Source organism: Microbacterium sp. SORGH_AS_0421 (genome assembly GCF_030818635.1).
Lineage (GTDB): Bacteria > Actinomycetota > Actinomycetes > Actinomycetales > Microbacteriaceae > Microbacterium.
Genome location: NZ_JAUTAO010000001.1, coordinates 2,828,495 through 2,842,781, shown reverse-complemented (window position 1 = coordinate 2,842,781; position 14,287 = coordinate 2,828,495). Strand labels below are relative to the sequence as shown.

Below are 14,287 nucleotides of genomic sequence, written 5' to 3'. Positions count from 1 at the left end.
ACACCCGCAACGAAAGGCGTGACCATGGCGATGAGGTGGACGGCCCCGGCTCCGGGCCCGATCGACACGTGGAGCTTCGACGAGGTCGAGCTCGCGCCTCCCGGCCCGGGTGAAGTGAGCGTCCGGGTGCACGCGGCGGGTGTCAATCCCGCGGACGCCAAGCACGTCGCCACCGCGCGGCCCGGCGCCGAGTTCCCCGTGCCGATCGGCTATGAGCTGTCCGGCGAGGTGATCGCCGTCGGCCCCGATGCCCTCGGCGGCTCGGGCCCGCTTCACGTCGGCGATGAGGTCGTCGCTTTCCGCGTGCACGGCGCCTACGCCACCGAACTCACGGTCCCCGCGCGCGACGTCTTCGCAAAGCCGGCGAACCTCTCGCACCCCGAGGCCGCGAACCTCCTGCTCGCCGGCACCACCGCCGCCGAGATGATCCAGGTCACCCGTGTCGTCGAGGGCGACACCGTCCTGCTCCATGCCGCCTCCGGTGCGGTGGGCGTCAGCCTGCTCCAGCAGGCGCGCGAACTCGGTGTCCGAGTCATCGGGACGGTGGGGCCGGATGCCGAGGACTCGGCCGACCGCGTCCGTCGCTACGGCGGCATTCCGGTGGCCTACGGCGTCGGTCTGCGCGAGCGCGTCGAAGCGGCGGCAGAAGGCGCCCCCATCGCCGCAGCGTGGGACGCCGTCGGCACCGACGAGGCGTTCGACGTCTCCCTCGCCCTCGTCGCCGAGCGCGACCGCATCGTCACGATCGTCGACCCCGAGCGCGCGAAGAAGGACGGCGTGCTGTGGATCGCCGGTTCGCGCCCCGAGAGCGCCCGCTTCCGTGACATCGCCCGTGCCCGGGTGCTCGAGCTGGCGGCATCCGGTGATCTCGAGGTCCCCCTCGCTCGGACGTACCCCCTCACCGAGGCGGTCGAGGCCGTCGGTTTCGTCATGGACGGCCACCCCGGCGGGAAGGTCGCGCTGCTGCCGTGAGAGGGTCACCGTTCTCTCTGCTCCCGGCGCCGGAATCGCTCCAGGTGGATCGCCAGCGCGTGCGTCTGCGTCCGTTCGAGGAGAGCGACCTCGAGGCTATGGCGACCTACCGCGGCGACGCCGACGTCTGTCGCTTCTTGCCGTTCGAGCCGCAGTCGCCCGACGACATCCGCCGCCGCAACGGCCACCTCATGGGAGGGACCTCGCTCGAGGGCGAGCGCGGCGGCGTCATGCTCGTCATCGAGCACGACGGCACGGTGATCGGTGACCTCGTGCTCTTCCACCTCGACATCGAGGCAGGATCCGCCGAGATCGGGTGGGTCGTGAGCCCGGCGGCATCGGGTCGCGGTCTCGCTACCGAGGCGGTGCGCGCGCTCATCGACACGGCGTTCGAGGTCTATGGCCTCCGGCGTCTCGTCGCCCAGATCGACGCCGACAATGCGCGTTCCGTGGCGCTGGCCGAGCGCCTCGGCCTGCGTCGCGAGGCGCATTTCGTCGAGAACGAGTGGTTCAAGGGACGGTGGAGCGACCTGCTCGTCTACGCCGTTCTCGATCGCGAGTGGATGTCCGGGGACGCGAGCGGCGCGTGAGGGACTGCTACGATCGCTGCATGCGCTTCGGTGGCCAGCTTCTTCTTAGTTGCCGCGACGAGTCCTCGATCTAAGGGCCTTCCTCGTCGCGGAGATCGTCGTCGGCCCCACCGAACGAATCTAAAGAAGCGACACATCATGAAGAACACCCAGAAGCCCACGTCCGCTCCGGTACACAAGTACCGTCCGTTCCACGAGCAGATCGCGGTCGATCTGCCCGATCGCACCTGGCCGTCGAAGCGGATCGAGGTCGCCCCCCGCTGGTGCGCCGTCGATCTGCGTGACGGCAACCAGGCGCTCATCGACCCGATGAGCCCGGAGCGCAAGCGCGTGATGTTCGATCTGCTCGTGAAGATGGGGTACAAGGAGATCGAGGTCGGGTTCCCAAGCGCGAGCCAGACCGACTTCGATTTCGTGCGTCAGCTGATCGAAGAGGATCTGATCCCCGAGGACGTCACCATCCAGGTGCTGACCCAGGCGCGAGAGCACCTGATCGCCCGCACGTACGAGGCGATCGCCGGCGCCAAGCAGGCGATCGTGCACCTGTACAACTCCACGAGCGTCTTGCAGCGCGAGGTGGTGTTCCGCACCGACCAGCAGGGCATCGTCGACATCGCCCTTGAGGGCGCGCGGCTGTGCAAGCAGTACGAGAAGACCATCCCGCAGACCGAGGTCTTCTACGAGTACTCGCCCGAGAGCTACACCGGGACGGAGCTCGAGTTCGCGCTGCGCATCTGCAACGAGGTGCTCGAGGTCTTCGAGCCCACTCCCGAGCGCAAGGTCATCCTGAACCTGCCGGCCACGGTCGAGATGGCGACTCCCAACGTCTACGCCGACTCGATCGAGTGGATGTCGCGCCACCTGAACCACCGCGAGAACGTCATCCTGTCGCTGCACCCGCACAACGACCGAGGCACGGCCGTGGCCGCCGCGGAGCTGGGGTACCTGGCCGGCGCCGATCGCATCGAGGGCTGCCTGTTCGGCAACGGTGAGCGCACCGGCAACGTCGACCTCGTCGCCCTGGGCATCAACCTGTTGACGCAGGGCATCGACCCGCAGATCGACTTCAGCGACATCGACCAGGTCAAGCGCACCGTCGAGTACTGCAACCAGCTGCCCGTTCCCGAGCGCAGCCCCTGGGCCGGCGACCTGGTGTTCACCGCGTTCAGCGGATCGCATCAGGATGCCATCAAGAAGGGCTTCGAGGCGATGCAGGCCCGCGCGGACGCAGAGGGTAAGAGCGTCGACGACATCGAGTGGGCGGTTCCCTACCTGCCGATCGACCCGAAGGATCTGGGGCGCTCGTACGAGGCCGTCATCCGCGTCAACTCGCAGTCCGGCAAGGGCGGGGTCGCCTACCTGCTGAAGGCCGATCACGCGATCGACCTGCCCCGCAAGCTCCAGATCGAGTTCTCCGGCGTCGTGCAGGCCCGCACCGATGCCGAGGGCGGCGAGGTCTCCAGCAGCCAGATCTGGGACATCTTCACCGACGAGTACCTGCCGTCGACGGACGACGACCAGCGTTGGGGCCGCTTCGAACTGCTCTCGACCCGCTCGGCGAGCGACATGTCGGGGGATGTGCACCTCGACATCACGCTGCGCGACGGCGACTCGAGCCACCCCGCGTCGGCTGTGGGAAACGGTCCGGTCGCTGCCTTCCTCGAGATCGTGCGATCGCAGGGTTTCGAGGTGACGCTGTACGACTACGTCGAGCATGCTCTCAGCTCGGGCGGTGACGCGCAGGCCGCCGCCTACGTCGAACTGCAGGTCGACGACCAGCGGTTGTGGGGCGTCGGCATCGACGGAGACATCTCTACCGCCTCGCTCAAGGCGATCGTCTCGGGTGTCAATCGCGCGATCCGCACGCGGCAGTCGTCCGACGCCCTCGCCGGCGTCTGACTCCGGTCCGGCGCGAACGGCCGTGGCCTACGCCCACGGACACCACGAAAGCGTGCTGCGCTCTCACGCCGCACGCACCGTCGCCGACTCGGCGGCGTACCTCGCGCCTGGTGGGGAGGATGTGGGCCGACCGAGTGCTCGCCTCCGCCTTCGCGGGCCACGCGAAGAGGCTCGGACTCGCCGATGACGAGACGTTGCAGCGGATCTCCAACGCGTGGCGCGAATGGGCAGCCGATTCCGACGGGTGGATCCTCCTCCCGCACGGCGAGGTGCTCGCCCGCTCGTGAATTCACCCGCGTGCGGCCGTGTCACCACGGCACGGTCGCACCGTGGCGGTCCAGGTACTGCAGTCCCGGTGTCCCGTGCTGAGCCTCTATCGTGTCGACGAGCGGGGGAATGGCCTCGGCGATGTCGAGACCTGCACTCTCGCCGCCCATGTCGGTGCGGATCCAGCCGGGTGCCAGCAGGAGCAGCGTCTTCGGTTCGGCGGCGTGCCGCGCGGCGTAGCTCCGCATCAGCTGGTTCAGCGCCGCCTTCGACGCGCGGTAGACCTCGAAACCGCCGGAGGTGTTGTTCGCGACGCTGCCCTGGCCGGATGACATCACCGCGATGGTGCCCGTCTGAGGGACGAGGGCCGCGAGACGCTCCACGACACGCATGGTGCCCAGCGCGTTCGTCAACATGGTCCGCGTGAATGCGTCATCGGCGATGTCGGACGCCGGTTCGTCGACGGGTGCGAGAGAAATGCCTGCGACGACGAACAGCAGGTCGAACTGATCTCTCCCCAGCCGGTGCGCCAAAGCCGATATCTGCAGGGCATCGGTGACGTCGACATGCTTGACGGCGACCGGGAACCGCTCGGTCAGGGCGCGAAGCGCCTCGCTCTCGGCATCACGGACCGTCGCGACGACCTCGACGCCCCGACGGGCGTACTCCTCGACGAGGGCGAGGCCGAGTCCCCGCGAGGCTCCGACGATCAACGCCCGGCGAGTGTGTGCTTCTGTCATGGCATCCTCCGCTCAACAAGTGATGAGCGAAACAGTACGCCTTCGCTCAACGTTTGTAGAGTGGAGATATGGAACGCACAGGGACGCGAGCCGAGAAGCGCGCCGCAACAGCCGACCGCATCCTCGAGGCCGCGCGCGAGGAGTTCGCCGAACGGGGGCCGGCTGGCGCGACGATCCGCCGGATCGCCGGTCGTGCGGGAGTCGACCCGTCGCTCGTGATGCAGCACTACGGCTCGAAGAGCGCTCTGTTCGCTCTGGCGGTACGACCCGTCGCCGAGCTCGACGAGGCGGACGGCAAGGTGGGCGTCCATCTGGAGCAGGTGCTGCTCGCTCGGTTCCATAAGCTCGACGCCCCCACCCGCGTGCTGATGCGCTCGATGCTGAGCTCACCGGAGGCCGCGGATGCGATGAGCGCCTATCTCGACGAGCGAGCCTCGGCCCTCGCCGCGGGCGGCGATCGAGACCGGCACCAGCGAGCGGCGATCCTCGTCGCATCGATCATGGGCGTGACCATGGCGCGGCACTTCCTCGACGTCCCCGCTCTTCGCGACATCGACGCGGAAACGGCGGCGCGGATCCTCGGAGAGATGCTTCCGGGCGGTGACTGAGCTCCGCTCGGACGCGTTCCGCGACGTCGGATGCCAGGATGAACAGGTGATCCGCGTCGACGCTCTCTACCGCTATCCCGTCAAAGGCTTCACACCCGAGAGACGCGACACGCTCGTCATCCAAGACGACGGCCGCGTGCAGGGGGACCGCTCGCTCGTGTTCCGCTTCGCCGACGCCCTCGAGCCGGCGGACGCGACGTTCCCGAAGAGCCGCGGTCTCGCGCTGATGACGTTCCCCACGCTCGCACGGGTCGATCTGACCTTCGACGACGAGTCGCAGACGCTCCGGCTGCGGGTCGACGACATCGACGTCGAGGCCGATCTCAGTGAGAGCGGGCGCGCACGTCTGTCCGAGGCGGTGACGGCGTACCTGCGCACGACGAGCGACGCGAAGTTGCTGGAGGCCGACGGCATCCTGCCCCTCGGTCTTCTGGGCGACGGCCGCACGGCGCGCTTCCAGGACCGCCCGCGCGGTTTCGTCTCGCTCCACGGCGCGGCCTCGGTCGCCGCCCTGGATGCCACGGTCCCCGCGCCGGTGGACGATCGCCGCTTCCGCTCGAACATCGTCGTCAAGGGCACCGCCGCCTGGGCGGAGCTCGACTGGAACGCTCGCGTGCGCATCGGTGAGGTGGTGTTCGAGGTGCAGAAGCCGATCGAGCGGTGCGCGGCGATCACCGCGAACCCCGACACGGGTGTGCGCGATGCGCGCCTGCTCCGCGTGCTCACGTCCGAGTTCGGCCAGGACGAGCCGACCCTCGGCATCCTGCTGCTCCCCGTCGACGGCGACGGCACGATCCGCACGGGCGACGAGGTTGTCGTCGACGCGTGACGCACGGCCCCGGTTCGGCGCTCAGGGCGCGTCGTCGGATCGGATGATCGGGATGCCGGTGGTCTCGACCGCGACCTTGCGGCGGTAGAGCTTGCGCTGCTCGGGCAGGGAGAGGTCGAAGATCACCGCGAGCACGCGGATGACGGTCGTCACGATAAGGCCGATCACCGCCGCCAGCGGAAGCGGGACGCCGAACGCCGCGGTCGTGGCGAGCACGACGCAGCCGCCCCCGGCGGCCACCGCGTAGAGCGAGCCGACGTGCATGATCGCGACCGGCAGACCCATGAGCACATCTCGCAGCACGCTTCCGCCCGCCGCGGAGAGAACCCCCACGAACACGGCGGGCACCGCCGGCATCCCCAATGCCAGGGCCTTGGACGTGCCGAAGGCGCCGAACAGACCGATCACGACGGCATCGAGCATGATGATCGCGCGGTTCAGCCGTTGGAAGATCCCCGACAGGAGCATTCCCACGATCGACGCGAGGGTCGCGGTGATGAGGTACCAGTTGCTCTGGAGCGTCGCGGGGGTGAGCCCGAGCAGCAGATCACGGATGAGACCGCCGCCCATCCCGAGCAGGATGCCGATGATCGCCACACCCAGCAGATCGAGGCGTCGCTGGCCCTGGAACCCCGAGGCGAACAGCGCCCCCTGAACACCGCCGAGGGCGACGGCGGTGAGATCCGCCCACAGGGGGATGACGAAGACCGAGGGGTTCACGGCATCCATTCTCCGGGAGTGACGCGAGCGGAGCGGACAGGCGCGTCAGAGTCTGCCGAGTTCGGCACGCTGCGGTCGCCGCGCTGGCTCCTCGGCCGCGCTCAGCCGGGCGGGCGACGCGACCGGGACCGCTGAGGATGCTGCGATATCACCGCACGCGGGTGCGCGTCCAGCGGCCGCGCGCGAGCGGTCGGTGAGGTTTCATCGTGACAGGGGGCCGTTTCGTGCTGCCAAGAACGTCGAGGCGGTCACGAACCGCAGAAGAGGTGTGCAGATGCACTGGGGGGCGAATTCGAGCGTGGCCGTGGCCGCTCTCATCGCGGGAGTGATCACGACCGTCGTCACGGCGATCATCCGACGATCACCGTCGCGCGCGACGGCCCGGGCCACACGAGAGGGCGTGCTCTTCGTGGTCTCGACGCGGATGTGGCAGCGCGTGCTGATCCGCACGGTCGGCATCGCGGTGCTTTCGCTCGGAGTGATCCTGCTGCTCGCGGCCGTCTTCGTGCGCGACCCCGAGATCGGCATGGTGATCGCGGGGGCGGCGATGCTGGCGGGAGGAATTCTGTTCCTCCTCCTCGCCCGGGGCATGAAACGTATGCGTCTGGAGGTCACTCCCGACTCGGTGTGGTCGTTCGGGCTCGTGCGCGGCCCCCAGCAGGTGCCGATCGCGGAAGTCACCGCTCTGGCCCCGAACCCGGGCGATCGGTTCGGGGGGATCCTCGCGCTGACGGGGAGCAAGACCCGCTTCGGGGCGACGCGCCTCATGCTGGGGTATCCGCAGCTCATCGACTTCCTGCAGCAGAGCCGCCCCGACCTGCCCGTCCCCGACGGTTCCTGGCCTCTTCAGGGACGGCAGAGTCCCGCTCGCTGACCGCGGGCGGCGCGTCACGGCCCCGCGCGGCCTCTTCTCGGGGGCCCGGGCGGATAATGGACTGTGCCCACCTACCGCGACGAGGTCGTGGTCCTGCGTACCCACAAGCTCGGGGAGGCGGACCGCATCCTCACTCTGCTGAGCCGTCGCAACGGCAAGATCCGCGCGGTCGCGAAGGGCGTACGACGCACCTCCTCGAAGTTCGGGTCTCGGCTCGAGCCGTTCATGGTCGCCGATGTGCAGCTGTCGACGGGACGCAACCTCGACATCGTGCAGCAGGCCGAGTCGCTCGGGTCGTACGGGGCCGACATCGTCGCCGACTACGACCGCTACACCACCGCCAGCGCGATGGTCGAGACCGCCGACCGACTGAACGAGGCCGAGGCGACCCCGCAGCAGTATCTCCTGCTGGTCGGCGGCCTGCGCTCACTCGCCCGCGGAGAGCACGCCGAACGCAGCGTGCTCGACGCGTACCTGCTGCGCGCCATGGCTCTCTCCGGCTGGGCGCCGGGGTTGACCGAGTGCGCGCGCTGCGGCACGGTCGGCGATCACGACTACTTCCTGCCCCAGCTCGGGGGTGTCATCTGCTCCACCTGCGCCCCGGCGGGCTCGCCCCGCGTGGCGCGCGACACAGTCGACGTGCTCCGCGCTCTCATGGCGGGGGAGTGGGAGGTCGTCGACGCCGCCCCGGGCCGAACGACCGCGGCGGCCTCCGGTCTCGTGGCGGCCTACGCGCAGTTCCACCTCGAACGTGGCATCCGTTCCCTCTCGCACCTGGAGTCGCATCGATGACCCCCAAACCCTTCACGCACCGCGACGCCGTGCCGTACCGCCCCCTCGACTGGACCGGCGAGTATCCGCCGAGCTACCCCAAGGGGTCCGTCCCCGAGCACGTTGCGATCGTGATGGACGGCAACGGCCGCTGGGCCAATCGGCAGGGCCTCACGCGCGTCGAGGGGCACCGGGCGGGCGAGGCCGCTCTGCTCGACGTCGTCGCCGGCGCCATCCAGGCGGGGGTGAAGCACCTGTCGGTCTACGCCTTCTCTACCGAGAACTGGTCGCGTTCCCCCGACGAGGTGCGCTTTCTCATGGGCTTCAACCGCGAGGTGCTGCACCGTCGCCGCGACCAGCTGAACGAATGGGGGGTGCGGATCCGCTGGTCGGGCCGGAAGCCCCGCCTGTGGGGTTCGGTGATCAAGGAGCTCCAGCACGCGGAGCGGCTCACCGAGGGCAACTCGACCCTCACGCTCACGATGTGCGTCAACTACGGCGGACGCGTCGAGATCGTCGATGCCATGCGCCGTATCGGCGACGACATCGCGGCCGGAAAGCTCAAGCCGTCCGCGGTGACCGAGAAGCTCATCCGCAAGAACCTGTATCAGCCCGACATGCCCGACGTCGATCTGTTCGTGCGCTCGAGCGGCGAGCAACGCACCTCGAACTTCCTCCTGTGGGAGTCGGCGTACGCCGAGATGGTGTTCCTGGACACCCTCTGGCCCGACTTCCGTCGCACGCACCTGTGGGACGCGATCGGTCTGTACCTCTCGCGCGATCGCCGCTTCGGCGGGGCGGTGGACACCCCCACCGCGTGACGGATGCCGCGAACGGAATAGATCGACTCATCGAACGGTTGCACGCGATATGACGGATGCCATCAAGATCGACGTGTGGAGCGACATCGCCTGCCCCTGGTGCTATATCGGCAAGCGGAACCTCGAGAACGGCCTGGCCGCGACCGCGTCGGATGACGACGCCCCGGTCGTCGAGATCGAGTACCACTCGTTCGAGCTCTCGCCCGACACCCCCGAGGACTTCGACGGGGGAGAAGTCGATTACCTCTCGCAGCACAAAGGCATCTCTCCCGAATCGGCGCGCGAGATGCTCGACCGCGTGACCGGCGTCGCCGCCGACGCCGGCCTCGAGTACCGCTTCGACATCCTCAAGCACACGAACACCGTCAAGGCGCACGAGCTGTTGCACTTCGCCAAAGAGAACGGCCGCCAGCTGGAGCTGGCCGAGCTGCTCATGTCGGCGTACTTCCTCGAGGGTCGCCACGTCGGCCGCGACGACGATCTCGTCGCTCTCGCCGTCGAGGCCGGGCTCGATGAGGATGCCGCCCGCGAGGCCCTCGCATCGCAGCGCTACCGGCCCGCGGTCCGCGCCGACCAGGCTCAGGCGCAGCAGTACGGCATCACCGGCGTTCCCTTCTTCGTCATCGACGGCAAGTACGGCGTGAGCGGCGCTCAGCCCGTCGAGGCGTTCACGCAGATCGCCCGCCAGGTGTGGGGCGAGCGCCGCGAGGCAGCCGAGACCGCCGACGCGTGAGGCTCCTCCCCAGCGGTGCCCGTTCCCGGTTCATCGGGATCGGGCACCGCTGTCGTTATCCGTCTGGGAGAATGGTGCAGTGAACACGGCAATGGCTCCGACGCGGTCGCTCCGCATCGGCAACATCGAACTCGACGCTCCCGTCGTGCTCGCCCCGATGGCCGGCATCACGAACACGGCGTTTCGTCGCCTGTGTCGCGAATACGGTGCCGGGCTCTACGTGAGCGAGATGATCACGACACGCGCACTGGTGGAGCGCAACGACACCACCATGCGTCTGATCCGCCACCACGAGTCCGAGACCCCGCGGTCGATCCAGCTCTACGGCGTGGACCCCGCGACGGTCGAGACGGCCGTGAAGATGATCGTCGACGAGGACCACGCCGACCATGTCGACCTCAACTTCGGCTGCCCGGTGCCCAAGGTCACGCGCCGAGGCGGGGGAGCCGCTCTTCCCTGGAAGACGTCGCTCTTCCGCGAGATCGTGGAGCGCGCTGTGACCGCCGCGGGCGACATCCCGCTCACGATCAAGATGCGAAAGGGCATCGACGCCGACCACCTCACCTACCTCGAGGCCGGACGCATCGCCGAGGGCGCGGGAGTGGCGTCCATCGCGTTGCACGCCCGCACGGCATCCGAGTTCTACTCGGGCCACGCCGACTGGGCGGCGATCACCAAGCTCAAAGAGACGGTCACGAGCGTTCCCGTCCTCGGCAACGGCGACATCTGGTCGGCGGACGACGCCGTGCGCATGATGGACGAGACCGGCTGCGACGGCGTGGTCGTCGGTCGCGGCTGCCTCGGTCGGCCTTGGCTGTTCGGCGACCTCGCTCGCGCGCTCGGCGGCCCCGACGCGGCGCACGGCGACCCCGTCGACGCCACCCTGGGCTTCGTGGCCCGCGCTTTCCGCCGTCACGCCGAGTTGCTCGTGGAGTTCTTCGACGACGAGGGGCGCGGATGCCGTGACATCCGCAAGCACGTCGCCTGGTACTTCAAGGGGTACCCGGTCGGTGGAGAACTGCGCGCAGCCCTCGCGACCGCCTCGACCCTCGACGAGATCGACGAACTCCTCGCCACGATGGAGCTCGACGCGCCCTACCCCGGGGCCGCGGCCGAGGGACAGCGGGGTCGCGCCGGTACGCCCAAGCGCCCCGCCCTCCCCGACGGGTGGCTCGAGTCCCGCGAGATCGGTCACGAGGCCGGCCGCGAACTGGCCGCAGCGGAATTGCACCACAGTGGCGGGTGAGCTCTCGCCGGCGGTCGCTCGACCGGTCGGCTACGACGACGCCGATGCGGCACGCTTCCACGTCGAGAACCACCGATCCCAGCGCGATGACTTCGCGCGCGACCGCGCGCGCGTGCTGCACTCGGCGGCTCTTCGGCGTCTGGCCGCGAAGACGCAGGTGCTGAGCCCCGCAAGCCCCGCCGACTTCGCCCGCAACCGCCTCACGCATTCGCTCGAGGTCGCCCAGGTGGGCCGCGAATTGGCCACCGCCCTGCAGCTGTCGCCCGACGTCGTCGACACCGCCTGCCTGAGTCACGACCTGGGTCACCCGCCCTTCGGCCACAACGGAGAGCGCGCGCTCAACGACTGGGCGGCCGACATCGGCGGCTTCGAGGGCAACGCGCAGACGCTGCGCATCCTCACCCGCCTCGAGCCGAAGACCTTCGGCGCCGACGGCGAGCCCTTCGGCCTCAACCTCACCCGCTCGAGCCTCGACGCCACTTGCAAGTACCCGTGGACCATCGACGAGCCCGTCCCCGACCCGGGTGGGCGCCTCAAGTTCGGCGTCTACCCCGACGACGAGCCCGTCTTCCACTGGATGCGCGGGGGAGCCCCCGCCCGTCGGCGCTGCGTCGAGGCCGAGGTCATGGATCTCTCGGACGACATCGCCTACTCGGTGCACGACTTCGAAGACGCCGTGGTCAACCGCTACGTCGATCCCGCTCGTCTGGCATCCCGCGTCGGACGAGAAGGATTGCTCGACGCGATCCAGAGCTGGGTGGGCTACGACTTCGTGCGCGACGACCTCGCGGCGGGTCTCGAACGGCTCATGGCCATGCCCGAGTGGATCCACTCCTTCGACGGCACGCGTCCCGCGCTCGCGCGGCTCAAGAACCTCACCTCCGACCTCATCGGTCGCTTCGCCCGCGCCGCGACCGCGGCGACCCGCGAGGCGTATCCCGCCGATCAGCTGACCCGGTATCGCGCGCACGTCATCGTGCCCGCCGAGGTCGAGGTCGAGATGGCGGTGCTTAAGGGCATCATCGGCGCGACGGTCGTCTCGATCGACGGCCGCAAGGTGCTGTATCGCGAGCAGCGCCACGTGCTCAAGCGCTTGGCATCCGCTCTGTGGGAGAACCCGGGTGCGCTCGACGCCCTGCACGCGCCCGACTTCGCCGCGGCGGTGGACGACCAGGCCCGGCGTCGGGTGGTCGTCGACCAGGTCGCGAGCCTCACCGACCAGCTCGCGATCGCGTGGCACGGACGACTTGTCGGAGAAGTGGATGCCGCGGAGCTCGGCGTCTGGGCGCCCGGAGCGCGAAGCGCGCGAGGAGCGGATACCTGATGCCCCGCATCCGCCAGTCCGATGTCGAAGAGGTCAAAGCGCGGGTCAACATCGCCGACGTCGTCGGTGAGCGCGTCGCGCTGAAATCCGCCGGCGTCGGCTCGATGAAGGGACTGTGCCCGTTCCACGACGAGCGCAGCCCCAGCTTCCACGTGCGCCCGCAGGTCGGCTACTACCACTGCTTCGGCTGCGGCGAGTCGGGAGACGTGTACTCGTTCCTTCGGGCGATGGACCACGTGTCGTTCACCGAGGCCGTCGAGCGCATGGCGGCGCGCGTCGGCTACACCCTCCACTACGAAGACGGCGGCCCCGCCCCCGAGACCACGGGGCGCTCGCGGCTGTACGCGGCCAACGCCGCCGCGGCGGAGTACTTCCGCGCCCAGCTCATGACGCCCGAAGCAGACACGGGGCGGCGCTTCCTCGGCGATCGCGGCTTCGACGCCGGAGCCGCCGCGCACTTCGGAGTCGGCTACGCCCCGAAGGGCTGGTCGCACCTCATGGATCACCTGCTCGCGCAGAAGTTCACCCGCGACGAGCTGCTGCAGGCGGGGCTCGTGTCCCAGGGACAGCGCGGTGTCTACGACCGGTTCCGCGGTCGTCTCGTGTGGCCGATCCGCGACGTCACCGGACAGGTCATCGGCTTCGGCGCGCGCAAACTCTTCGACGACGACCAGGGGCCGAAGTACCTCAACACCCCCGAGACGCCGATCTACAAGAAGGCGCAGGTCCTCTACGGCCTCGACCTCGCCAAGCGCGACATCTCGCGCTCGCACCGGGTCGTGGTCGTCGAGGGGTACACCGACGTCATGGCGTGCCACCTCGCCGGCATCACCACGGCCATCGCGTCGTGCGGCACGGCTTTCGGCACGGACCACATCACGGTGCTGCGTCGGGTCATGGGCGACGACAGCTCTTCGGGCGAAGTGGTCTTCACCTTCGATCCCGATGCCGCGGGGCAGAAGGCGGCGCTGCGCGCTTTCGCAGACGAGAAGCGCTTCGCCGCGCAGACGTACGTCGCCGTCGCCCCCGAGGGCCTGGATCCATGCGACCTGCGCCTCCAGCGCGGCGACGGTGCGGTGCGGGCGCTCATGGAGAACAAGGCGCCGATGTTCGAGTTCGTCATCGACCAGCGCCTGAAGGATTTCGACCTCTCCAGTGTCGAGGGCCGTGCCGGTGCTCTCCGCGCGGCCGCCCCGATCGTCGCCGACATCCGCGATCCCGCCCTGCGTCCGGGGTACGTGCGGGTGCTCGCGCGCCGTCTCGGCCTCGACATGCCGGAGGTGCAGACGGCCGTCGAGCGTGCGGCTCGCGGTGCGGACCGCGCCGAGAAGCGTGAGACCCGCAAGGACTCCGAGCCCGCACCGATCGCGATCTCGGTCACGATGGCGTCTCTGCCCAACAACCGCGACGTCGCCCTCGAGCGCGGTGCGATGATGGCGTTCCTGCAGTACGGGCATCGCATCGAGCCCGATGTCTTCCTGCGAGCGCTCCAGACGCCGTTCACGCATCCCGCTCTCGAGGCTGTGCGCAGCTCTCTGGCATCCACCGATCTGTCGCAGCCCGGCTGGGCCGTCGCCGCCGTCGAAGCCGTGCGCGAGCCGTTCCGCTCGCTGGCTGCCGAGCTGCTGACCGCCGAATTCCCGGCGCGCACCGAAGAGGGAGCCGTCGCCTCGGCGAACGACCTCGCCCGGGGTCTGCTGGTGCGCGAACTCGAGCGCGAGAAGAACGAGCTGCTCCGCGGAATCCAGCGGGTGCCCGCCGATTCCGACGAGGGCAAGCGCCTGCGGTTCCGGCTGCGCGAGCTCGACGCCGACCGTCAGCGACTCATCGTCTCCTGAACGGGCACTGCCGCGCGCCGCTGGCATCCCTCGTACTCGTCAGGGAGGATGAGTC

General features: G+C 69.2%; 15 protein-coding genes. 13 read left to right on the top strand and 2 right to left on the bottom strand.

What is annotated here, in order from left to right:
* The first annotated feature begins 24 nt into the window (after positions 1 to 24).
* The 4 genes from QE416_RS13545 (at position 25) to QE416_RS13530 (ending at position 3,748) form a co-directional block, all read left to right on the top strand.
* Positions 25 to 972 (top strand): NADP-dependent oxidoreductase, encoded by a 948-nt coding sequence (locus tag QE416_RS13545; protein WP_307316950.1) that lies wholly within the window; start codon positions 25 to 27, stop codon positions 970 to 972.
* A gap of 44 nt (positions 973 to 1,016) precedes the next feature.
* Positions 1,017 to 1,562 (top strand): GNAT family N-acetyltransferase, encoded by a 546-nt coding sequence (locus tag QE416_RS13540; RefSeq protein WP_307316949.1) that lies wholly within the window; start codon positions 1,017 to 1,019, stop codon positions 1,560 to 1,562.
* A gap of 138 nt (positions 1,563 to 1,700) precedes the next feature.
* Complete coding sequence (gene leuA, locus QE416_RS13535; protein ID WP_307316948.1) at positions 1,701 to 3,461, top strand: 2-isopropylmalate synthase; 1,761 nt, start codon at positions 1,701 to 1,703, stop codon at positions 3,459 to 3,461.
* A gap of 119 nt (positions 3,462 to 3,580) precedes the next feature.
* Positions 3,581 to 3,748: a hypothetical protein gene (locus QE416_RS13530; protein ID WP_307316947.1), complete on the top strand. Its 168-nt coding sequence runs from the start codon at positions 3,581 to 3,583 to the stop codon at positions 3,746 to 3,748.
* 21 nt (positions 3,749 to 3,769) lie between these two features.
* Here QE416_RS13530 and QE416_RS13525 read toward each other — a convergent pair whose 3' ends face one another.
* Positions 3,770 to 4,468, bottom strand: a complete 699-nt coding sequence (locus tag QE416_RS13525; protein ID WP_307316945.1) for an SDR family oxidoreductase — start codon at positions 4,466 to 4,468, stop codon at positions 3,770 to 3,772.
* A gap of 68 nt (positions 4,469 to 4,536) precedes the next feature.
* Here QE416_RS13525 and QE416_RS13520 point away from each other — a divergent pair, with 68 nt between their 5' ends.
* Together QE416_RS13520 and QE416_RS13515 are read left to right on the top strand one after the other, a co-directional pair.
* Positions 4,537 to 5,076 carry a TetR/AcrR family transcriptional regulator gene (locus tag QE416_RS13520; protein ID WP_307316944.1) on the top strand — a complete coding sequence of 180 codons (540 nt, stop codon included), beginning with the start codon at positions 4,537 to 4,539 and terminating at the stop codon, positions 5,074 to 5,076.
* A gap of 46 nt (positions 5,077 to 5,122) precedes the next feature.
* On the top strand, positions 5,123 to 5,905 hold the full coding sequence (locus QE416_RS13515; protein ID WP_307316943.1) for an MOSC domain-containing protein: 783 nt from the start codon (positions 5,123 to 5,125) through the stop codon (positions 5,903 to 5,905).
* A gap of 21 nt (positions 5,906 to 5,926) precedes the next feature.
* Here QE416_RS13515 and QE416_RS13510 read toward each other — a convergent pair whose 3' ends face one another.
* Positions 5,927 to 6,625, bottom strand: a complete 699-nt coding sequence (locus tag QE416_RS13510; protein WP_307316942.1) for a trimeric intracellular cation channel family protein — start codon at positions 6,623 to 6,625, stop codon at positions 5,927 to 5,929.
* A gap of 298 nt (positions 6,626 to 6,923) precedes the next feature.
* Here QE416_RS13510 and QE416_RS13505 point away from each other — a divergent pair, with 298 nt between their 5' ends.
* The 7 genes from QE416_RS13505 (at position 6,924) to dnaG (ending at position 14,232) form a co-directional block, all read left to right on the top strand.
* Positions 6,924 to 7,499, top strand: coding sequence for a hypothetical protein (locus QE416_RS13505; RefSeq protein WP_307316941.1), 576 nt, complete (start codon positions 6,924 to 6,926; stop codon positions 7,497 to 7,499).
* A gap of 63 nt (positions 7,500 to 7,562) precedes the next feature.
* Positions 7,563 to 8,291 carry a DNA repair protein RecO gene (gene recO, locus QE416_RS13500; RefSeq protein WP_307316940.1) on the top strand — a complete coding sequence of 243 codons (729 nt, stop codon included), beginning with the start codon at positions 7,563 to 7,565 and terminating at the stop codon, positions 8,289 to 8,291.
* Positions 8,288 to 9,091: an isoprenyl transferase gene (locus QE416_RS13495; protein ID WP_210074916.1), complete on the top strand. Its 804-nt coding sequence runs from the start codon at positions 8,288 to 8,290 to the stop codon at positions 9,089 to 9,091. Before recO ends, QE416_RS13495 begins: the two co-directional genes overlap by 4 nt.
* A 49-nt stretch (positions 9,092 to 9,140) precedes the next feature.
* Entirely contained in the window at positions 9,141 to 9,824 is a 684-nt protein-coding gene (locus QE416_RS13490; protein ID WP_210074917.1) for a DsbA family protein, read from the top strand.
* Between the two features lie 91 nt (positions 9,825 to 9,915).
* Positions 9,916 to 11,070: a tRNA dihydrouridine synthase DusB gene (gene dusB, locus QE416_RS13485; RefSeq protein WP_267789410.1), complete on the top strand. Its 1,155-nt coding sequence runs from the start codon at positions 9,916 to 9,918 to the stop codon at positions 11,068 to 11,070.
* Entirely contained in the window at positions 11,060 to 12,394 is a 1,335-nt protein-coding gene (locus QE416_RS13480; protein ID WP_267787208.1) for a deoxyguanosinetriphosphate triphosphohydrolase, read from the top strand. Before dusB ends, QE416_RS13480 begins: the two co-directional genes overlap by 11 nt.
* Positions 12,394 to 14,232 (top strand): DNA primase, encoded by a 1,839-nt coding sequence (dnaG, locus tag QE416_RS13475; RefSeq protein ID WP_210074924.1) that lies wholly within the window; start codon positions 12,394 to 12,396, stop codon positions 14,230 to 14,232. The genes QE416_RS13480 and dnaG overlap by 1 nt, the downstream gene beginning before the upstream one ends.
* The last annotated feature ends 55 nt before the right edge of the window (positions 14,233 to 14,287 follow it).

What these genes read in the sequence shown, in the direction of transcription:
- QE416_RS13545 (WP_307316950.1), top strand. Translation starts at nt 25, where the DNA reads ATGGCGATGAGGTGGACGGCCCCGGCTCCGGGCCCGATCGACACGTGG.
- leuA (WP_307316948.1), top strand. Translation starts at nt 1,701, where the DNA reads ATGAAGAACACCCAGAAGCCCACGTCCGCTCCGGTACACAAGTACCGT.
- QE416_RS13530 (WP_307316947.1), top strand. Translation starts at nt 3,581, where the DNA reads ATGTGGGCCGACCGAGTGCTCGCCTCCGCCTTCGCGGGCCACGCGAAG.
- QE416_RS13525 (WP_307316945.1), bottom strand. Translation starts at nt 4,468, where the DNA reads ATGACAGAAGCACACACTCGCCGGGCGTTGATCGTCGGAGCCTCGCGG.
- QE416_RS13520 (WP_307316944.1), top strand. Translation starts at nt 4,537, where the DNA reads ATGGAACGCACAGGGACGCGAGCCGAGAAGCGCGCCGCAACAGCCGAC.
- QE416_RS13495 (WP_210074916.1), top strand. Translation starts at nt 8,288, where the DNA reads ATGACCCCCAAACCCTTCACGCACCGCGACGCCGTGCCGTACCGCCCC.
- QE416_RS13490 (WP_210074917.1), top strand. Translation starts at nt 9,141, where the DNA reads ATGACGGATGCCATCAAGATCGACGTGTGGAGCGACATCGCCTGCCCC.
- dusB (WP_267789410.1), top strand. Translation starts at nt 9,916, where the DNA reads ATGGCTCCGACGCGGTCGCTCCGCATCGGCAACATCGAACTCGACGCT.
- dnaG (WP_210074924.1), top strand. Translation starts at nt 12,394, where the DNA reads ATGCCCCGCATCCGCCAGTCCGATGTCGAAGAGGTCAAAGCGCGGGTC.